Genomic DNA, 20316 nt, shown 5'->3' on the forward strand with positions numbered 1-20316 from the left:
GCTGGCGACAATCGGAAAAGGGAACGCGGCTTCGACGGCTCAGAGATCGCCGGCCAGCACCTGCGCGATATGCAGCACGCGCGTCTCGCTGTCGCCCAGGCGGCGCAGCCGGCCCTCGATGTTGAGGATGCAGCCGAGATCGCCGAGCACCACGGCGCGCGCGCCGCTCGCCTGCACGTTCGCGCACTTCTCGTCGACGATCGCGGTGGAAATGGCGCCGTACTTGACGGCGAACGTGCCGCCGAAGCCGCAGCAATGCTCGCAATCCTTCATCTCGGCGAGCTCCACGCCGCGCTGGGCCAGCAGGGCGCGCGGCTGAGCCTTCACGCCGAGCTCGCGCAGGCCCGAGCAGGCGTCGTGATAGGCCACCGGCCCGCGAAATTCGCCCGGCGGCAATTGCACCTTCGCGACCCTGACGAGGAAGTCGGTCAGTTCGTGGACGCGCTCGCGCAGGCGCCCGAACCGCGCCATCAGCTCGGGATCGTCGCGGAACAGGTCACCGTAATGCGCGCGGATCATGCCGCCGCAGGAGCCCGACGGCACCACGACGTAGTCGAACGGCTCGAATTCGCGCAGCGTCTTCTCGGCCAGATCACGCGCGAGGCGCCGATCGCCCGAATTGTAGGCGGGCTGCCCGCAGCAGGTCTGCGAGGCCGGCACGCTCACGTCGAAACCGGCCTCGCGGATCAGCTTCAGCGCGGAAAAGCCGATTTCGGGCCGCATCAGATCGATGAGGCAGGTGACGAACAATCCGACTCGCATGGGGGCTCCTTCGAGAAAACGCCGCTCATTATCCGCCGTTTGCCGCGCGGGACCAACGCCGCGGCCTGGCGAACGGCGGGACGGCCTTTCCCGATTCGATCTGAAGGTCTCCTCGAACAGCGTTCGCTTTTTTCACATTACGAGATACAATCGCTTCCTCACCGTTTGACAGGTCAACTGATTTTTCACGATGAGCACGCCGAATCCTGACCCGAAGACGTCGATCCAGGTGATCGAACGCATGATGCGACTGCTCGATGCGCTCGCCGACCACAGTGACCCGGTCAGCCTGAAGGAGCTCGCGCAGCGCACGGAACTGCATCCCTCCACCGCGCACCGGATTCTCAACGACATGGTGACGTGCCGTCTGGTCGACCGCTCGGACCCCGGCACCTATCGCCTCGGCATGCGGCTGCTGGAACTCGGCAACCTCGTCAAGGCGCGGCTGTCGGTGCGCGACGCGGCGCTCATGCCGATGCGCGAACTGCACCGGCTGACGGGGCAGACCGTGAACCTGTCGGTGCGCCAGGGCGACGAGATCGTCTACATCGAGCGTGCCTATTCGGAGCGCTCGGGCATGCAGGTGGTGCGCGCCATCGGCGGCCGCGCGCCGCTGCACCTGACCTCGGTCGGCAAGCTGTTCCTGGCGGCCGACGAAACCACGCGCGTGCGCGCCTACGCAACGCGCACCGGACTCGCCGGCCACACGCAGAACAGCATCACCGATCTGATGAAGCTCGAGCGCGAGCTAGCGCTGGTGCGCCAGCAGGCCTGCGCGCGTGACAACGAGGAGCTCGAACTGGGCGTGCGCTGCATCGCGGCCGGCATCTACGACGATTCGGGCAAGCTCGTCGCCGGGCTGTCGCTGTCGGCCCCGGCCGATCGGCTGCAGGACGCCTGGCTCGGCCAGATCAGCCATACCGCGCTGACCATCTCCGAGGCGCTTGGCTACCGGCCGCCGCGCGAGAATTCGGGCGAGGCGCTCGCCAAGTCGCTCTGACGCGAGCCGCGCGGCACGGCCGGGGCGACGCCATCGGGCTCCGCGCTTTTCTGCCCGCCCATTGAAAAACCCCGCAGTCGCGGGGTTTTTTCTTGTCGGCGCCACGCGGCGCTCAGGTGCCGCCAGCTTCGGTGTTCGCGGCCGTCAGGCGCTCGCCGCCGCCGGCGTCGAGCCAGTTGCGCACGCGCGCGGCGTCGGCGGTGCGCGAGTACTTGCCGAACGAATCGAGCAGCACCATCACGATCGGCCTGCCGTGGATCGTCGCCTGCATCACGAGGCACTCGCCGGCCTCGTTGATGAAGCCCGTCTTCTGCAGCCCGATGTCCCAGGACGGATTGCGCACCAGCGCATTCGTGCTGTTGTAGACGAGCGAACGCTTGCCGGTAAACACCGTGTAGGTGCGATCGGTCGAGAAGCGGCGAATCAGCGGGTACTGGTACGCCGCGTCGATCATCTTCACGAGGTCGCGCGCGCTCGACACGTTCAGACTCGTGAGCCCCGTCGAATTCTCGAAGTGCGTGTCGGTCATGCCGAGCGCCTTCGCCTTGGCGTTCATCGCGGCGATGAAGGCGGGACGGCCACCGGGGTAGTAGCGCGACAGCGCGGCTGCGGCGCGGTTCTCGGAGGCCATCAGCGCGATGTGGAGCATGTCCTCGCGCGACAGCACCGAGCCTACGGACAGTCGCGAACCGGTGCCCTTCTCGTAGTCGCGGTCCGCGTCGGTGACTTCGATCTGCTCCTCGAGCGGCGCCTTCGAGTCCAGCACGACCATCGCGGTCATCAGCTTCGAGATCGAGGCGATCGGCACGACGGCGCGCGAATTCTTGTCGAACAGCGGCTCCGAGGTGGCCTGGTCGACCACGTAGGCCACGCTCGAGCGCAGCGCGAGCGCGTCGGACGTGTCATGCAGTCCAAAGGCCTGGCCGACCGCCTGCTGGCGCGGCTGGAACGCCACGCGACGCACGGCACCGTGATGACGGCCCGGGCCGGCGGCGAGCACGGCGTGCTTGCGGCCGCGGCGCGGAGCGTCGGCAGCCACATGGGCGACTTTCTTCTCGGTGGCGACAGTGCGCTTCTTGCCCTTGGCGGAGGCGGCCGCTTTCGCGGACTTGGTGGATTTGGCGTGCGCGGCAACGGCATCCGCGGGTGCGATGGCGACCGATGCGACCAGCATCGAGACGGCCACCGACACGGCGGTACCGAGGGCCGCACCGTGCATCATCTTCAACGGCGAGAACAGTGAGGCTTTCATTGGGGTCCGAACAGAGCGGCGGGAGGTTTCCGCAAGTGTAGTAAAACCTGAAAAAATAAGCAATTTTAGGCACTTACCGGCTTTCGTTAAACCGGATTGTAAGAGACGATCGCTCCAACGCAATCACACTCGCGTGTTCCATCGAAAAAAACGATGGCACCGCATGCCCTGCAAGCTCCTATCCGGCGCTTGCCGGATAGCCGAGATAACGGCACGATCGGGACGAATTACAGCGCAGGCGGCCCAAACGGCCCACGCAACGGGCGAACAATCCTTGCCGAAGGCCGCAAACGCAGGTTGGACGACGTACAAGCAAACGGCGCTTTTTGACCGTCATCTCTCTGAAACGTTCCATGCCGCCGATCGGTTTACCGGGATCGGCCGTCGTAAACCCGCGATGGGCGCGCTTTGCCAAGGGCGTCGCGAGTCAGGCGCATCGAGCCGTCTCATGCAATGCCGGCGGACCGGAACCGATTTCATCCGGAACGATACAAGCCATTGTTTTTCCGGAAAAATAGTGTCATTGTGCAGCGCACAAAAGAAGCTTGACATCTGTTTCGAACGCCCTAGAATGGGAACCGTTGTTGCAATGCACCACGGCATTGCGCAGATTCCGAACACCGTCGTGCCCCTTAACTCAAGCGATCGCCGCGAAGCCGGCGATCGTCAATCAGGAGCCAAAATCATGTCCCTGTTGACCCCCGAGCAAATCGCCGCTGCCCACAAAGCCAATCTCGAAAGCCTGTTCGGCCTGACGTCGAAGGCGTTCGAAAGCGTCGAGAAGCTGATCGAGCTGAACGTGCAGGTTGTGAAGTCGACGCTCGCGGAAAGCCAGGAAAACGCGCAGCGCGCGCTGTCGGCCAAGGACGCGCAGGAACTGATCGCGCTGCAGGCAAGCTTTGCCCAGCCGGTGGCCGAGAAGATGCTGGCCTACGGCCGTCACCTGTACGACATCGCCTCGACCACGCAGGCCGAATTCGCGAAGGTTGCCGAAGCCCAGTTCCAGGAGCAGAACCTGAAGGTGCAGGCGCTCGTCGACAACGTCGCGAAGAACGCGCCGGCCGGCTCGGAAACGGCCGTTGCCGCACTGAAGTCGGCCATCAACGCCGCGAACACGACCTACGAAACGGTGCAGAAGGCCACCAAGCAGGCCGTCGAGATCGCCGAGTCGAACTTCAACGCCGCCGCCGCCGTCGCGACCAAGGCCGCCAACTCGGCTGCCGCTGCCTCGCGCCGCACGGCCGCCGCCGCGCCGAAGGCCGTCTGAGCCGGCGCATCCGCCCGCCAGCACAAACCCAACCGGATCGCGCGCCGCGCTCAGGCGCGCCGCTCCCCGAAAAACCGCGCCGCTGCGCGGTTTTTTTTCGCCCGAACAAAGCCGCCGAACGAGCCGGCCTCATCCGCGGCCCTGCCCGGCTCGCGCCAATGAAAACGGCCCCGCCGGACCTTCCTCGGTCCGGCGGGGCCGGCGCATCGCATCGGGCCGGCGCCACCCGCGCGCCGGCCCGACCACCCGTTACTTCTTCCGCTGCGGCGGCAGGTCGGTGCAAACGCCTTCGTACAGCTCGGCGGCCATCCCGATCGATTCGCCGAGCGTCGGGTGCGGATGGATCGTCTTGCCGATGTCTTCGGCGTCGGCGCCCATCTCGACCGCGAGGCATACCTCGCTGATCAGGTCGCCCGCGTTCAGGCCGACGATTCCGCCGCCGATCACGCGATGCGTTTCCTCGTCGAACAGGAGCTTCGTGAAGCCCTCGTCGCGGCCATTGGCGATTGCACGGCCCGACGCGGCCCACGGGAACACCGCCTTGCCGTACTTGACGCCTTCCGCCTTCAGTTGGTCCTCGGTCTTGCCGGCCCAGGCCACTTCCGGATCGGTGTAGGCCACCGACGGGATCTGCAGCGCGTCGAAATAGGCCTTTTCGCCGTGCGCGGCCTCGGCCGCGACGTGGCCTTCATGCACGGCCTTGTGGGCGAGCATCGGCTGGCCGACGATGTCGCCGATCGCGAAGATGTGCGGCACATTGGTGCGCATCTGCTTGTCGACTTCGATGAAGCCGCGATCCGTGACCGCAACGCCGGCCTTGTCGGCACCGATCTTCTTGCCGTTCGGGCTGCGGCCGACCGCCACCAGCACGAGGTCGTAACGCTGCGCGTCCGCAGGGGCCTTCTCCCCCTCGAACTTGACGTAGATGCCGTCTTCCTTCGCCTCGGCGCCCACCGTCTTGGTCTTCAGCATCACGTTGCCGAAGCGCTTCGCGTTGTACTTCTCCCAGACCTTCACGAGATCGCGGTCGGCTCCCATCATCAGGCCGTCCATCATTTCGACCACGTCGATCTCGGCGCCGAGCGTCGAGTAGACGGTGGCCATTTCGAGGCCGATAATGCCGCCGCCGATGACGAGCATGCGCTTGGGCAGCTGGCGCAATTCGAGCGCGCCGGTCGAATCGATCACGCGCGGGTCCTCCGGCATGAACGGCAGCTTCACCGCCTGCGAGCCGGCCGCGATGATCGCCTGCTTGAACTTGACGACGGTCTTGCCGCCCTCGCCCTCGACTTCGAGATGGTACGGATCGACGAAGCTGCCGACGCCCGAGACCACCTGGACCTTACGCGCCTTCGCCATGCCGGCGAGGCCGACCGTGAGCTTCTTGACCACGCTCGACTTGAAGTCGCGCAGCTTGTCGAGATTGACCTCGGGCTTGCCGAACGTGATGCCGTGATCGGCCAGCGCAGCCGCCTCGTCGATCACCAGCGCGGTGTGCAGCAACGCCTTCGACGGGATGCAGCCGACGTTCAGGCACACGCCGCCGAGCGTCGCGTAACGCTCGACGAGCACCGTCTTCATGCCGAGATCGGCCGAGCGGAACGCCGCCGAGTAGCCGCCGGGGCCGGAGCCGAGCACCAGCATGTCGCATTCGACGTCGGCCTTGCCCGAGTAGCTGCCGGCCTGCGGCGCGGCCTTCTCGGCGGGTTTTTCAGCCGGCTTCTCGGCGGCCTTGGCGGCCGACGCCTCGGGCGCCTTTGCAGCGGGCTGGGCCGCCTCGGCGGCGCCCTCGAGCACGACGATCACCGTGCCCTGCGAGACCGGATCACCGACCTTGACCTTCACTTCCTTGACGACGCCGGCCGCCGAACTCGGCACGTCCATCGTCGCCTTGTCCGATTCGAGCGTGACGAGCGATTGCTCCTTCTCGACCGTGTCGCCCGCCTTCACCAGCACCTCGATGACGGGAATATCGTTGTAATCGCCGATGTCCGGCACTTTGACTTCGATGAGACTCATGAACTGTCCCCTACTTGTATGGACTACCGCCGATCGAACGACGCATCCGCGCCGCTGCGCGCGCCGCCGAGGCGGTTCCCGCGCGCAGCGCGATGGCCGCGCGGCGCGCATCCGGCACACCGCGCGGGCCAACGGCGGATGCCGTCATGCATCAAAGAATCACGCGGCGGAAATCGCCGAGGATCGACGCCAGGTAAGCGTTGAAGCGCGCGGCTGCGGCGCCGTCGATCACGCGGTGATCGTATGACAGCGACATCGGCAGCGTTAGGCGCGGCACGAACTGCTTGCCGTCCCAGACCGGCTTCATCGCACTGCGCGACAGACCGAGAATCGCGACTTCCGGCGCGTTGACGATCGGCGTGAAATGCGTGCCGCCGATGCCGCCCAGCGACGAGATCGAGAAGCAGCCGCCCTGCATCTGGTCGGGCTTGAGCTTGCCGTCACGGGCCGCCTTCGACAGGTCGGCCATTTCCTTGGCGATGTCGACGAGGCCCTTCTTGTCCGCGTCGCGGATCACCGGCACCACCAGCCCGTTCGGCGTATCGGCGGCGAACCCGATGTGGAAGTACTGCTTGAGGATCAGGTTGTCGCCGTCCAGGCTCGCGTTGAAGGTCGGGAACTTCTTCAGCGCCGCGACCACGGCCTTGATGACGAAGGCGAGCATCGTGAACTTCACGCCCGACTTCTCGTTTTCCTTGTTCAGCTGGACGCGCAGCGCCTCGAGCTCGGTGATGTCCGCCTCGTCGTTGTTGGTGACGTGCGGGATCATGACCCAGTTGCGGTGCAAGTTCGCGCCCGAGATCTTCTTGATGCGCGACAGCGGCTGCGCCTCGACCGGGCCGAACTTCGTGAAGTCGATCTTCGGCCACGGCAGCAGGTTCAGCTCGCCGCCGCCCGCCGGCGCGGCAGCGCCGGCCGGGGCCGCGGTCTGGCCCGTCATCACGCCCTTCACGAACGCCGTCACGTCTTCCTTCGTGATGCGGCCCTTCGGACCCGAACCCGTCACGCGGCCGACGTCCACGCCGAGCTCGCGCGCGAACTTGCGCACCGACGGCGAAGCATGGCTCGCTCGGCCCGACGCGGCCGGAGCCGGAGCCGGAGCCGGAGCCGGAGCCGGAGCCGGAGCCGAAGCCTGCGCGGCCGGGGCCGGCGCCGCCTTCGGCGCCTCGGCCTTCGGCGCTTGCGCCTTCGGAGCCGCAGCCGGCGCGGCGTCGCCACTTTCCAGCACCACGATCAGCGCGCCTTCGGATACCGTGTCGCCGACCTTGACCTTGATTTCCTTGACGGTGCCGGCCGCCGGGCTCGGCACGTCCATCGTCGCCTTGTCCGATTCGAGCGTGACGAGCGACTGCTCCTTCTCGACCGTGTCGCCGACCTTCACGCCGATCTCGATGACGGGAATGTCCTTGTAGTCGCCGATGTCCGGCACCTTGACCTCGACCGTGCCGCCGCCCGCCAAAGCGTCGGCCTTCGGCGCCTCGGCCTTGGCCGGCGCGGCTGCCGCTTGCGGGGCCTCGGCCTTCGGCGCTTCCGCCTTGGCGTCGCCCGCGCCTTCGAACACCACGATCAGCGTGCCTTCCGACACGGTGTCGCCCACCTTGACCTTCACTTCCTTGACCGTGCCGGCCGACGGGCTCGGCACGTCCATCGTCGCCTTGTCGGACTCGAGCGTGACGAGCGATTGCTCGGCCTCCACCGTATCGCCCGCCTTCACCAGCACCTCGATGACGGGGATGTCCTTGTAATCGCCGATATCCGGCACCTTGACTTCGATCGCTTGACTCATCTGTAAAAGTCTCCTGGGCCGCGCCGCCCTGGTCGGGCGGCGCGGCGTGACATGGCACGTATGCGTTTAAACCGTCATCGGATTGGGTTTCGACGGATCGAGGCCGTACTTCTTGATCGCCTCGGCGACCACCTTGCGGTCGATCGTGCCTTCGTCGGCCAGCGCGTTCAGCGCGGCGACGGTCACCCAGTGGCGATCCACCTCGAAGAAGTGGCGCAGCGCCTTGCGCGTGTCCGAGCGGCCATAGCCGTCGGTGCCGAGCACCACGTAACGGCGATCGATCTGGCCGCGGATCTGGTCGGCCAGCGCGCGCACGTAGTCGGTCGAGGCGATCACCGGGCCCTGCGTGTCCTTCAGCAGCCTCTGGACATGCGACAGGCGGCGCTCCTCGGTGGGGTTCAGCAGGTTCCAGCGCTCGACCTCGTGGCCCTCGCGCGCGAGCTCGGTGAAGCTCGGCACGCTCCAGAGATCGGCGGCGACGCCCCAGTCGTTCTTCAGCAGGTCGGCGGCGGCGATCACTTCGTTGAAGATCGTGCCCGCGCCGAGCAGTTGCACGCGGGGCGCCTTCTGGTCGGCCTCGGCCTTGCGGAACACGTACATGCCCTTGATGATGTCGGCCGCCACGTGCTCACCCTGCGGAATCGCCGGGTGCTCGTAGTTCTCGTTCATCACCGTGACGTAGTAGTACACGTCCTCCTGATCGGCCACCATGCGCTGCAGGCCGTTCTGGATGATCACGGCGAGCTCGTAGCCGAAGGTCGGGTCGTAGCTCACGCAGTTCGGCACCGAGGCCGCCCACAGCAGCGAGTGGCCGTCTTCGTGCTGCAGGCCTTCACCGTTGAGCGTGGTACGCCCGGCAGTGCCGCCCAGCAGGAAGCCGCGCGAGCGCATGTCGCCCGCCGCCCAGGCCAGGTCGCCGATGCGCTGGAAGCCGAACATCGAATAGAAGATGTAGAACGGCACCATGATCTCGCCGTGCGTCGAATACGAGGTCGCCGCCGCGATCCAGTCGCACATGCCGCCCGCTTCGTTGATGCCTTCCTGCAGGATCTGGCCGGTTTCCGATTCCTTGTAGAACATCAGCTGGTCGGAATCTTCCGGCACGTACTTCTGGCCCTGCTGGTTCCAGATGCCGATCTGGCGGAACAGGCCTTCCATGCCGAAGGTACGCGACTCGTCCGGCACGATCGGCACGACGCGCTTGCCGAGCGCCTTGTCCTTCAGCAGGATGTTCAGGATCCGCACGAACGCCATCGTGGTCGATATCTCGCGGCCCTCGCCCGTGCCCTTGAGCAGCGGCTCGAACGCGTCGAGCGCCGGCACCGGCAGCGACTGCGCCTTCTGGCGGCGCTGCGGCAGGTAGCCGCCGAGCGCCTGGCGGTGCGCGCGCATGTACTCGAGTTCCTTCGAGCCTTCCTCGAACTTCAGGTAGGGCACGTCGGCGATCACGTCGTCGCTGATCGGCAGACGGAACTGGTCGCGGAAGCGCTTGAGCTGTTCCACCGGCAGCTTCTTCTGCTGGTGGGTGATGTTCATCGCCTGGCCGGCTTCGCCCATCCCGTAGCCCTTGATCGTCTTGGCGAGGATCACGGTCGGCGCGCCCTTGGTGTTGCTGGCCTCGTGGAACGCCGCGTAGATCTTGTGCGGATCATGGCCGCCGCGGTTCAGGTTCCAGATGTCGTCGTCCGACCAGTCGGCGACCATCGCCTTCAGTTCCGGCGTGTTGAAGAAGTGCTCGCGCACGAACGCGCCGGACTCCGACTTGTAGGTCTGGTATTCGCCGTCGACGACTTCCATCATGCGGCGCATCAGCGCGCCCGACTTGTCGCGGGCCAGCAGCGAATCCCAGCGGCTGCCCCAGATCACCTTGATGACGTTCCAGCCGGCACCGCGGAATTCCGATTCGAGTTCCTGGATGATCTTGCCGTTGCCGCGCACCGGACCGTCCAGGCGCTGCAGGTTGCAGTTGATCACGAACACGAGGTTGTCGAGCCGCTCGCGGCTCGCCATGCCGATCGCGCCGAGCGATTCCGGCTCGTCGGTCTCGCCGTCGCCGAGGAAGGCCCAAACCTTGCGGCCCGCGGTCTTGGTGATGCCGCGCGCCTCCAGGTACTTCATGAAGCGCGCCTGGTAGATCGCCATAATCGGGCCGAGGCCCATCGACACCGTCGGGAACTGCCAGAAGTCCGGCATCAGCCACGGGTGCGGATACGACGAGATGCCGTTGCCGCCGACTTCCTGGCGGAAGTTGTCGAGCTGCTCCTCGCTCAGGCGGCCGAGCAGGAACGCGCGCGAATAGACGCCCGGCGACGAGTGGCCCTGCACGAACACGAGGTCACCGCCGTGCGCTTCGGACGGCGCGTGCCAGAAATGGTTGAAGCCGACGTCATAGAGCGTCGCGGCCGACGCGAACGAGGCGATGTGGCCGCCGACGTTGGTGTCCTTGCCGGCGCGCAGCACCATCGCGATCGCGTTCCAGCGCGTGTACGAGCGGATCCGGTGTTCGACGTCCTGATCGCCCGGGATCTTCGCCTGACGCTCGACCGGGATGGTGTTGATATAGGGGGTGTTCGCGGAAAACGGCAGATGCTCGCCATGCATGCGGGCGAACTCGATCTGCTTTTCGATGAGGTAATGCGCTCGGCCCGGACCGACCGACGAGATCACGCCGTCCAGTGCCTCCAGCCATTCGACGGTTTCTTGCGAATCGTCGTCCTGCTCGGCGGCGACGTACTTCATCACTTCGTTGGGTACAGCGGACATGCTCGTCTCCTGGGTCCTGAGTGTGAGATCGCGCTGCGTGCAGACGACCCGATTCCGGCGGCTGCGGCAAGCTCCCGGCGGATTGTAAAGAGGCTGGCCAGCCCCATGCAACTAAATTTTCGAGTTGTGAGATTGTTTCTCGCGATATGAAATAATGCTGCGCCGCACCCTTGCGGCCGCCCTTTCAGGCGACAAGTTTTGCTTTCAGTTCAATATTGCGACACCGCGTTTGGCCCGCAATCCCCTGAGCTACAATGCGTGCCATGTTGACCGATCGGCTATTCGCACGCTCGGCGCGAGCGTCCGGTGCGTCGGCCGACTCGCAGCCGTCCCGCTGGCACCACGGCCCGTGGTGGTCCAATTCCTATCTGTTGACGCCGCTGCTGTCGATCCTGGTGTTCCTGGTGGTGATGAGCCTGATTCTGTGGAGCCTCAACCGCCGCGAGCAGCAGCAGCAGGAAGACACCCTCTATCGCAACGTCGCCTGGGCCCAGCAGCAGATCCGCCTGTCGATGACGGGCGCCCAGGAGCAGCTGCAGGCGTTCGCGCGCGACGTCGCGCTCGGCCGCATCGACGAGCGCGGCTTCCAGGCCGCGGCCGGGGACGTGATGCAGGCGCACCCGGAAATCCTCTATCTGAACTGGTATGTGGCACCCGGCACCGCGCGCTGGCCCGACATGCAGCTGCCGACGCTCGGCCAGCGGCTCGCCCGGCCCAACGACGCGCAACTGGCCGAGATCGTGCGCGGCGCCTGGCGCGACGCGCACGAATCGCGCCGGCAGGCCTACTCGGCGCTCGCCTACGACGATTTCGGCAACGGCTTCGTGACGCTGCAGACCCCCGTCACACGCGACCGCGAGTACCTGGGCTCGATCGCCACGGTGTTCTCGGTGGAGGGCATCCTCAAGCACGACATCCCGCCCGAGCTGTCGGCGAAGTACAAGATTTCGATCACCGACGTCAACAACCGCGAGCTGGCCTCGACCTCCTCGCGCCCGCGGCTGCCGCGCGACGCCCATTACGACCTGCCGCTCGACCCGCCCGGCCAGGGCCTGACGGTGCGCGTCTATGCGTATCCGCAGATGACGAACCTGACGAACAACACGCTCGTCTGGCTCGTCGCGGGGCTGTCCTGCTTCGTGCTCTGGAGCCTCTGGAGCCTCTGGAAACACACGCGACAGCGCTTCGAGGCGCAGCAGGCGCTGTACGCGGAGGCGTTCTTTCGCCGCGCGATGGAAAATTCAGTGCTGATCGGCATGCGCGTGCTCGACATGCACGGCCGCATCACTCACGTGAACCCAGCGTTTTGCCGCATGACGGGCTGGGACGAGGAGGACCTGGTCGGCAAGGTCGCGCCGTTCCCCTACTGGCCGCGCGACGCCTACCCGGAGATGCAGCGCCAGCTCGACATGACGCTGCGCGGCAAGGCGCCGTCCTCGGGCTTCGAACTGCGAGTGCGCCGCAAGGACGCCTCGATGTTCCATGCGCGGCTCTACGTCTCGCCGCTGATCGACAGCTCGGGCCGCCAGACCGGCTGGATGTCGTCGATGACCGACATCACCGAGCCGAAACGCGCGCGCGAGGAGCTGGCCGCCGCGCACGAGCGCTTCACCACGGTGCTGGAAAGCCTCGACGCGGCCGTCTCGGTGCTGGCCGCCGACGAGGCCGAGCTGCTGTTCGCCAACCGCTACTACCGCCACCTGTTCGGGATTCGTCCCGACGGCCACCTGGAGCTGTCGGGCGGCGGCTTCGACTCGACCCAGGCCTCGTCGGACTCGATCGACATGGTCGACGCGTTCGCCGGGCTGCCCGCCACCGCGCTGACCGAGAGCACGGCCGACGCGCAGGAAGTCTACGTCGAGAGCATCCAGAAGTGGTTCGAGGTGCGCCGCCAATACATCCAGTGGGTCGACGGCCATTTGGCACAGATGCAGATCGCCACCGACATCACGACCCGCAAGAAGGCCCAGGAACTGGCACACCAGCAGGAAGAGAAGCTGCAGTTCACGAGCCGTCTGATGACGATGGGCGAAATGGCTTCGTCGATCGCGCACGAACTGAACCAGCCGCTCGCGGCCATCAACAACTACTGCTCGGGCACCGTCGCGCTCGTCAAGAGCGGGCGCGGCACCGCCGAGACGCTGCTGCCGGCGCTCGAAAAAACCGCCCAGCAGGCGCTGCGCGCCGGCATGATCGTCAAGCGCATCCGTGAGTTCGTGAAGCGCAGCGAGCCCAAGCGGCAGGCCGCGCGCGTGGCCGACATCATCGCCGACGCGGTCGGACTCGCCGAAATCGAGGCTCGCAAGCGGCGCATCCGGATCGTCACCGAAATCCGCGCCAGAATGCCTATCATCTATGTGGACCCGGTGCTGATCGAGCAGGTCCTGATGAACCTGATGAAGAATGCCGCCGAGGCGATGGGCGACGTGAAGGACCCGCAGGCCGACGGACTGATCCGCGTGGTGGCCGACCTCGAGGCCGGCTTCGTCGACATCCGCGTGATCGACCAGGGCCCGGGCGTCGACGAGGCCAGCGCCGAGCGTCTGTTCGAACCGTTCTACAGCACCAAGTCCGACGGCATGGGCATGGGGCTTAATATCTGTCGATCGATCATCGAGTCGCACCGCGGGCGGCTCTGGGTCGTCAACAACATCGAGGCGGACGGCCGCGTCTCCGGCGCGACGTTCCATTGCAGCCTGCCCATCGGGGCACCCGAGAACCACGGCCGCGGCGGCGTGGCATCACACACTGTTACGGGAGAGATATGAATAGCCCTGTCACCACCCCTCAGGAAACCGTCTTTGTCGTCGACGATGACGAGGCCGTGCGCGATTCGCTGCGCTGGCTGCTGGAGGCGAACGGCTATCGCGTGCAATGCTTCTCGAGCGCGGAACAGTTTCTCGACGCGTACCAGCCGGCCCAGCAGGCCGGCCAGATCGCGTGCCTGATCCTCGACGTGCGAATGTCGGGGATGAGCGGGCTCGAGCTGCAGGAGCGCCTGATCGCCGACAACGCCGCGCTGCCGATCATCTTCGTGACGGGCCACGGCGACGTGCCGATGGCGGTCTCGACGATGAAGAAGGGCGCGATGGACTTCATCGAGAAGCCGTTCGACGAAGCCGAGCTGCGCAGCCTGGTCGAGCGCATGCTCAACAAGGCGCGCAGCGAGAGCAAGACCGTGCAGGAGCAGCGCGCCGCGAGCGAGCGGCTCTCGAAGCTGACCGCGCGCGAGCAGCAGGTGCTCGAACGGATCATCGCCGGCCGCCTCAACAAGCAGATCGCCGACGACCTCGGCATCAGCATCAAGACCGTCGAGGCGCACCGCGCGAACATCATGGAAAAGCTCAACGTCAACACGGTCGCCGACCTGCTGCGCCTGGCGCTGTCCAAGAAGCCGGCGTAAGCCGGCGCCTGCCCGCTTGATCGGGCATGTCGCGTGCGGCCGGCCCGTCCGGCGCGCCGCGGCATCGGCGCGTGCGCGCGCTGCCGCGTGGCTAGCCGAGCGACGCGAACGAAACCGGTCCCGGCGCCATGGCTACCCTCTTGGGCCGGCATCGGCCGAGGCCGGCGCGGGCGGCGCCGGCGTGACGCGCCGCACGGCATCGATGTCGGATGCCGACAAGCGATGGGTATAATTCCGTGCTTTGTTGCGGCGGTGTTCCGCCCACCGCCCGCGCCGGCCTCCCCCATTCGGATCGAATCCCACCATGACAGCCACCCTGATCGACGGCAACGCCCTTTCGAAGACCCTGCGCGCGCAAGCCGCCGAACGCGCCGCGGCGCTCACCGCGCGCGGCCATCGTCCCGGCCTCGCGGTCGTGCTGGTCGGCGACAACGCGGCCAGCGAGGTCTACGTGCGCAACAAGATCAAGGCCTGCGAGGACCACGGCTTCTTCTCGCTCAAGGACGCCTACCCGGCGACGCTGTCGGAGGCCGATCTGCTCGCGCGCATCGGCGAACTGAACCGCGACCCGCGGATCCACGGCATCCTCGTGCAACTGCCGCTGCCGCCGCACATCGACAGCCACAAGGTGATCGAGGCGATCGCTCCCGAGAAGGACGTGGACGGCTTTCACGTCGCGAACGCCGGCGCGCTGATGACGGGCAAGCCGCTGTTCCGCCCCTGCACGCCCTACGGCGTGATGAAGATGTTCGAGGCGCACGGTATCGAGCTGGCCGGCGCGAACGCGGTGGTGATCGGCCGCTCGAACATCGTCGGCAAGCCGATGGCGATGCTGCTGCTCGAGGCCGGCGCGACGGTCACGATCTGCCATAGCAGGACGCGCGATCTGGCCGCCCACACGCGCAACGCCGACGTGGTGGTGGCCGCGGTCGGCAAGCGCAACGTGCTGACGGCCGAGATGGTCAAGCCCGGCGCGACCGTGATCGACGTCGGCATGAACCGCAACGACGAAGGCAAGCTGTGCGGCGACATCGATTTCGACGCGATCCGCGAGGTGGCCGGCTTCGTCACGCCGGTGCCGGGCGGCGTCGGCCCGATGACGATCACGATGCTGCTGATCAACACCATCGAGGCCGCCGAGCGCGCGGCCGGCGCGGCGGCCTGAGCCCGGCCGCGCGGGCCCGGTCGCGGCCTCGCCGCGCCAGGCGCGCCCGGCCCGCGCCGGCTTCCCCGCTCGGTCCCCCTACCGTTTTTCCATCCCGCCAGGCAGGCTGCCCGGGCCGCATCAATCGCGTCGTTAGTAACTTCCGATTGGAAACCGGCCGGCCCGCCCCAATAATGTCGTCATGCGGCGGTAGCGCCGCCGCGTCCGTTCATCGCAATCCGACCCCGCAGGGAGCCCCATGTCCGTCAGCGCCAACGCCAATCCGCTTCTCGATTTCTCCGGCCTGCCCCGCTTCGCGGAAATCCGTCCCGAGCACGTGACGCCCGCCCTCGATACGCTGCTCGAGCAGGCCGAGGATGCCGTGGCGCGCGCCGCCGATCCGGCCACGCCCGCCACCTGGGCCGACGTGGTCGAGACGGTCGAGCGCGTGACCGAGCCGCTCGGCCGCGCCTGGGGCGTGGTCGGCCACCTGAACGCGGTGGCCGATACGCCCGAGCTGCGCGCCGCCTACGGCGAGAACCTGCCGCGCGTGACCGAGTTCTGGTCGAGCGTGGGGCAAAACCTTGCGCTCTACGAGAAGTACAAGGCGATCGCAGCCGGCGCCGAATACGCCACGCTCTCGGCCGAGCGCCGCAAGATCCTCGACAACTCGCTGCGCGACTTCCGCCTGTCGGGCGCCGAGCTGCCGGAAGACCGCAAGCCGCGCTTCGCCGAGTTGCAGGAGCAGCAGGCGGCGCTGTCGAAGGCGTTTTCGGATCATGTGCTCGACGCCACCAACGGCTACGCGTACTACGCGCAGACCGAGGACGAGCTGCGCGGCCTGCCCGACGACGCGATCGCGGCCGCGCGCGAGGCCGCCCAGCGCGAGGACAAGGCCGGCTGGAAGTTCACGCTGCACTTCCCGTCCTACTTCCCGGTGCTGCAGTACGCCGAGAACCGCGCGATGCGCGAGACGCTCTACCGCGCCTACGTGACGCGCGCCTCCGAGCTGGGCCCGCAGTACGGCGGCGGCAAGGCCGAATGGGACAACACGAAGATCGTCGCCGACACGCTGGCGCTGCGCCGCGAGGAAGCGCAGATGCTCGGCTACGCCAACTTCGCCGAGGTCTCGCTCGCACCGAAGATGGCCGAATCGCCGGCCCAGGTCATCGCCTTCCTCGAGGATCTCGCGGTGCGCGCGCGCCCGCATGCCGAGCGCGACTGGGACGAATTGCGCGCGTTCGCGGCCGACACGCTCGGCCTGCGCGAGCTGGCGCCGTGGGACGTGGCCTATGCCGCCGAGAAGCTGCGCCAGCAGCGCTACGCGTTCTCGGAAAACGAGGTGAAGCAGTATTTCCCCGAGCCGGCCGTGCTGAAGGGCCTGTTCACCGTCACCGAGACGCTGTTCGGCGTGAAGATCCGCCGCGACGAGGCGCCGGTCTGGCATCCGGACGTGCGCTTCTTCCGGGTCGAGAACCCGGACGGCACGCTGGTCGCGCAGTTCTATCTCGACCTCTACGCGCGCGAGGGCAAGCGCGGCGGCGCCTGGATGGACGACGCACGCTCGCGCGCGAAGCGCGGCACGCTGGTGCAGACGCCGGTGGCCTACCTGACCTGCAACTTCTCCGCGCCCGTCGGCGGCAAGCCGGCCTGCTTCACCCACGACGAGGTGATCACGCTGTTCCACGAGTTCGGCCACGGACTGCACCACATGCTCACGCGCGTCGAGGAACTCGGCGTGTCGGGCATCAACGGCGTGGAGTGGGACGCCGTGGAGCTGCCGTCACAGTTCATGGAGAACTTCTGCTGGGAATGGGACGTGCTGCCGTCGATGTCGTCGCATGTCGAGACGGGCGCCTCGCTGCCGCGCGAACTGTTCGACAAGATGCTGGCCGCGAAGAACTTCCAGAGCGGGCTCGGCACGCTGCGCCAGATCGTGTTCTCGATGTACGACATGCTGCTGCACGTCGATTTCGATCCGGCCGGCGCGCAGAACGCCGTCGAGTTCGCGCGCGAGATCAACGAGCGCTTCCACGTGATCCCGCAGGCGCCGTTCTCGCGCTGGCCGAACACGTTCAGCCACATCTTCGCGGGCGGCTACGCGGCCGGCTACTACAGCTACAAGTGGGCCGAGGTGCTGTCGGCCGACGCCTACGCGGCCTTCGAGGAAGCGGCCAAGGCCGGCGGCACGGTGCTCGACGCCGCCACCGGCACGCGCTACCGCCGCGAGATCCTCGAGGTCGGCGGCAGCCGGCCCGCGATGGACTCGTTCAAGGCGTTCCGCGGCCGCGAGCCGGAAATCGACGCGCTGCTGCGCCACAACGGCATGACGGCCGCCGCGCACTGAGGCCGAGTCCGGGCAGCCGTGCCGCCTGATTCGCCGGGCGGGCGCGGGCTGCCGGCCCGCCGCGCCTCGCTGTACCGAACGGCGCCCGGTCATACGGGCGCCGTTCTTTCATGCCGAGCCGGGTTCGGCGGGGCCGTCGTTCTCGCGCGCTTGGTCGCCTGCATCGGCAACGTCGCCGGCAAGGCTCGCCGGCGCATCTGCTGGGTTGCTCTGGTCGGCCGCGTCGACCACGGCGTCAATGACGCCCGCCCCCGCCTCGCCCTCCCGTTCGTGCGCGTCCGCTTCGTCGTCGAACAACGCGATCTGGCCGTGGCGCTCGGCCGTGTCCTCGTCGACGCGCACGCCCACGCCGAGCAGCCGCACCGCCTGCGGCCGCCGTGCGAGCCCCTTGCCCAGCAGCGCGATGGCGGTCTGCACGTCGGTCGCGTCGGCCACGCATTCCACCGTGGTGCGCTGGAAATCGGCAAAGCGGATCTTCACGTAGAGCTTGCGGACCAGCCGGCGCGCGCCGGCGCGCTCGATGCGCGCGTCGAGCTGCGGCACCAGCCGGCGCATTTCCGCGGCGCACTGTTCGAGCGTGGTGAGATCGTGGACATAGGTGGTCTCGACGCTGACCGACTTGCGCTCGCGGTCGGCGCGCACGCGGCGCTCGTCGATGCCGTGCGACAACTCGTGCAGGCGCCGGCCGAACGCGCCGAACTCGCGATGCAGGTCGAACAGCGACCATTCGCGCAGTTGCGCGCAGGTCTCGATGCCGAGCCGCTCGAGCCGCCCCGCGGTGACGCGGCCGACGCCGAACAGCTTGCGCACCGGCAGCGCCGCCACGAACGCGTCCACCTCGTGCGGCCGCACCACGAACAGGCCGTCGGGCTTGTTCCAGTCGGAAGCGATCTTGGCGACGAACTTGTTCGGCGCGACCCCGGCCGAGACCGTCACGCCCACCGTGTCGCGCACGCGCGCGCGGATCTCGCGCGCGATCAGCGTCGCGCTGCCCTGGCAGCGCCCGGTGCGGCTCACGTCGAGGTAGGCCTCGTCGAGCGAGAGCGGCTCGACCTCGGCCGTGTAGTCGCGATAGATCTCCATGATCGCGCGCGAGGCGATCCGGTACTTGTCCATCGACGGCGGCAGGATCAGCAGGTCCGGGCACTTGCGCATCGCCAGCGCCGACGACATCGCCGAATGCACGCCGTAGCGCCGCGCCTCGTAGTTGCAGGTGGCGATCACGCCGCGCCGGTCGGGCCGGCCGCCCACCGCGAGCGGACGGCCGCGCAGCGAGGGGTCGTCGCGCATCTCGACCGACGCGTAGAAGCAGTCGCAGTCGAGATGAATGATCTTGCGCACGAACGCGTGCGCGCCGGCCGCGGCAAGGGCCGGCGCGACGGAATCCGGAGCGGGCGCGGGGGAACTCACGGTGTCGGGGCGGGGCAAAACAGCATTATCACGTGAAAGCGCGCGCGGACCTGACCGAAGGTTGCAGACGCGAAATTTTTCCCGGCGCCGCCGGCGCGGGCGCAAAGGCGCCCCGCTTACGCAGACGAACAGGCGCCGCGGATAATCAACCGCAGCAAATGGCGATCGGGATTTACCCGCCATTCGAATTCAAAATCGAACCCTTATTTAATTCGTTCAATATTGCAGATTAGACGTCTGACCAGGCGTTTATCCACGCATTATTTACTCAATTATCTTGATTTGTCGGGACAGCTTTATTTCATAATCGAAAAATCGGGACGAAAAGTAAGCAATCGAAGAAATTTTTCAAGCAAAGGCTTGCCGTGCCCGAAATGGCTGCTTATTCTCTATCGGGCTGCCACGAGCCGCCGCTCACGCCACAGTCCGCAGTGATTGCGTCGAACGTTTCGGATTCACCGGCGGGCGCGCATCACACGCTGCCGCATCGAGATTCGACCGGATACGGATGAATTCATGCTGAATTACGATTTCGCTCACTGGATCGCTTTTTTGTCGATGGCGATTCTGCTCAATATCTCTCCCGGCCCGGATATCGCGTTCATTCTCGGCAATACGCTGAAGAGCGGCCGGCGCCACGGTTTCGCCGCGATGCTGGGGATCTGGGTGGGCGCGCTGTTCCACGTGTCGTGCGCGGCGATCGGGCTGTCGGCGATCCTCTACACGTCGGCCACCATGTTCCTGATCGTCAAGTGGGTGGGCGTGGCCTACCTGACCTGGCTCGGCATCCAGGCACTGCTGTCGAAGGCCGGCGCGTTCCATATCAACGAGCCGGCCAGGTCGCGCACCATCTCGGAAGTGTTTTTCCAGGGTGCCTTCATCGACATCCTCAACCCGAAGGTCGCGATCTTCTTCCTCGCGCTGCTGCCGCAGTTCGTGGTGGACGGCGCCGGCCCGGTGCCGCTGCAGCTTGCCGTCCACGGCATCATGATCATCGCGGTGGCGGCGCTGGTGGAGCCGCCGCTGATCCTGCTCGGCGACCGGCTCGCCGCCCGGATTCGCGCCAATCAAAAGGCCGCGACCTGGATCGATCGCACGCTCGGTGTTTTCTTTCTCGGGCTCGCCACCAAACTGGCGGTATTCCGGCAGTAATTCGCGGCAAT

Annotated in this window: 13 protein-coding genes; 7 read left to right on the forward strand and 6 right to left on the reverse strand. The window is 66.8% G+C overall.

What is annotated here, in order from left to right; genetic code table 11:
* Nucleotides 1-39 precede the first annotated feature (39 nt).
* Nucleotides 40-762, reverse strand: coding sequence for a (Fe-S)-binding protein (locus KS03_RS28425; protein ID WP_015876422.1), 723 nt, complete (start codon nucleotides 760-762; stop codon nucleotides 40-42).
* A 190-nt stretch (nucleotides 763-952) separates the two neighbouring features.
* Between KS03_RS28425 and KS03_RS28430 the strand changes: the two genes are divergently transcribed.
* Entirely contained in the window at nucleotides 953-1762 is an 810-nt protein-coding gene (locus KS03_RS28430) for an IclR family transcriptional regulator (protein WP_015876423.1), read from the forward strand.
* A gap of 112 nt (nucleotides 1763-1874) precedes the next feature.
* Here KS03_RS28430 and pbpG read toward each other — a convergent pair whose 3' ends face one another.
* Nucleotides 1875-3014 (reverse strand): D-alanyl-D-alanine endopeptidase, encoded by a 1140-nt coding sequence (gene pbpG / locus KS03_RS28435; protein WP_015876424.1) that lies wholly within the window; start codon nucleotides 3012-3014, stop codon nucleotides 1875-1877.
* A 685-nt stretch (nucleotides 3015-3699) separates the two neighbouring features.
* Here pbpG and KS03_RS28440 point away from each other — a divergent pair.
* Nucleotides 3700-4281 (forward strand): phasin family protein, encoded by a 582-nt coding sequence (locus KS03_RS28440; RefSeq protein ID WP_015876425.1) that lies wholly within the window; start codon nucleotides 3700-3702, stop codon nucleotides 4279-4281.
* A 249-nt stretch (nucleotides 4282-4530) separates the two neighbouring features.
* On the opposite strand, the gene lpdA is transcribed toward KS03_RS28440, so the two are convergent.
* The 3 genes from lpdA to aceE form a co-directional block, all read right to left on the reverse strand.
* Nucleotides 4531-6300, reverse strand: coding sequence for a dihydrolipoyl dehydrogenase (gene lpdA / locus KS03_RS28445; protein WP_015876426.1), 1770 nt, complete (start codon nucleotides 6298-6300; stop codon nucleotides 4531-4533).
* Nucleotides 6301-6451: 151 nt separating this feature from the next.
* Entirely contained in the window at nucleotides 6452-8086 is a 1635-nt protein-coding gene (gene aceF, locus KS03_RS28450; protein WP_015876427.1) for a dihydrolipoyllysine-residue acetyltransferase, read from the reverse strand.
* Between the two features lie 66 nt (nucleotides 8087-8152).
* On the reverse strand, nucleotides 8153-10849 hold the full coding sequence (gene aceE / locus KS03_RS28455; RefSeq protein ID WP_017432360.1) for a pyruvate dehydrogenase (acetyl-transferring), homodimeric type: 2697 nt from the start codon (nucleotides 10847-10849) through the stop codon (nucleotides 8153-8155).
* A gap of 263 nt (nucleotides 10850-11112) precedes the next feature.
* On the opposite strand from aceE, the gene fixL reads away from it, so the two are divergent.
* The 4 genes from fixL (at nucleotide 11113) to KS03_RS28475 (ending at nucleotide 17743) form a co-directional block, all read left to right on the forward strand.
* Entirely contained in the window at nucleotides 11113-13617 is a 2505-nt protein-coding gene (gene fixL / locus KS03_RS28460) for an oxygen sensor histidine kinase FixL (protein WP_015876429.1), read from the forward strand.
* A complete protein-coding gene (fixJ, locus tag KS03_RS28465) occupies nucleotides 13614-14252 on the forward strand; it encodes an oxygen response regulator transcription factor FixJ (protein ID WP_015876430.1) in 639 nt (212 codons plus the stop codon). The genes fixL and fixJ overlap by 4 nt, the downstream gene beginning before the upstream one ends.
* A 304-nt stretch (nucleotides 14253-14556) precedes the next feature.
* A complete protein-coding gene (gene folD / locus KS03_RS28470; protein WP_015876431.1) occupies nucleotides 14557-15417 on the forward strand; it encodes a bifunctional methylenetetrahydrofolate dehydrogenase/methenyltetrahydrofolate cyclohydrolase FolD in 861 nt (286 codons plus the stop codon).
* Between the two features lie 238 nt (nucleotides 15418-15655).
* Nucleotides 15656-17743, forward strand: a complete 2088-nt coding sequence (locus tag KS03_RS28475; protein WP_015876432.1) for a M3 family metallopeptidase — start codon at nucleotides 15656-15658, stop codon at nucleotides 17741-17743.
* Between the two features lie 108 nt (nucleotides 17744-17851).
* On the opposite strand, the gene dinB is transcribed toward KS03_RS28475, so the two are convergent.
* Nucleotides 17852-19171 (reverse strand): DNA polymerase IV, encoded by a 1320-nt coding sequence (dinB, locus tag KS03_RS28480; protein WP_217908204.1) that lies wholly within the window; start codon nucleotides 19169-19171, stop codon nucleotides 17852-17854.
* Nucleotides 19172-19669: 498 nt separating this feature from the next.
* Between dinB and KS03_RS28485 the strand changes: the two genes are divergently transcribed.
* Nucleotides 19670-20305, forward strand: a complete 636-nt coding sequence (locus KS03_RS28485; RefSeq protein WP_015876434.1) for a LysE family translocator — start codon at nucleotides 19670-19672, stop codon at nucleotides 20303-20305.
* The last annotated feature ends 11 nt before the right edge of the window (nucleotides 20306-20316 follow it).

The sequence above is a fragment of the Burkholderia glumae LMG 2196 = ATCC 33617 genome, assembly GCF_000960995.1.
In the GTDB taxonomy this organism is placed as follows: Bacteria; Pseudomonadota; Gammaproteobacteria; order Burkholderiales; family Burkholderiaceae; genus Burkholderia; species Burkholderia glumae.

Bases quoted from the DNA above. Each gene is read 5' to 3' on its own strand.
- KS03_RS28425 (WP_015876422.1), bottom strand. From the start codon at position 762: ATGCGAGTCGGATTGTTCGTCACCTGCCTCATCGATCTGATGCGGCCC.
- KS03_RS28430 (WP_015876423.1), top strand. From the start codon at position 953: ATGAGCACGCCGAATCCTGACCCGAAGACGTCGATCCAGGTGATCGAA.
- pbpG (WP_015876424.1), bottom strand. From the start codon at position 3,014: ATGAAAGCCTCACTGTTCTCGCCGTTGAAGATGATGCACGGTGCGGCC.
- KS03_RS28440 (WP_015876425.1), top strand. From the start codon at position 3,700: ATGTCCCTGTTGACCCCCGAGCAAATCGCCGCTGCCCACAAAGCCAAT.
- lpdA (WP_015876426.1), bottom strand. From the start codon at position 6,300: ATGAGTCTCATCGAAGTCAAAGTGCCGGACATCGGCGATTACAACGAT.
- aceF (WP_015876427.1), bottom strand. From the start codon at position 8,086: ATGAGTCAAGCGATCGAAGTCAAGGTGCCGGATATCGGCGATTACAAG.
- aceE (WP_017432360.1), bottom strand. From the start codon at position 10,849: ATGTCCGCTGTACCCAACGAAGTGATGAAGTACGTCGCCGCCGAGCAG.
- fixL (WP_015876429.1), top strand. From the start codon at position 11,113: ATGTTGACCGATCGGCTATTCGCACGCTCGGCGCGAGCGTCCGGTGCG.
- fixJ (WP_015876430.1), top strand. From the start codon at position 13,614: ATGAATAGCCCTGTCACCACCCCTCAGGAAACCGTCTTTGTCGTCGAC.
- folD (WP_015876431.1), top strand. From the start codon at position 14,557: ATGACAGCCACCCTGATCGACGGCAACGCCCTTTCGAAGACCCTGCGC.
- KS03_RS28475 (WP_015876432.1), top strand. From the start codon at position 15,656: ATGTCCGTCAGCGCCAACGCCAATCCGCTTCTCGATTTCTCCGGCCTG.
- KS03_RS28485 (WP_015876434.1), top strand. From the start codon at position 19,670: ATGCTGAATTACGATTTCGCTCACTGGATCGCTTTTTTGTCGATGGCG.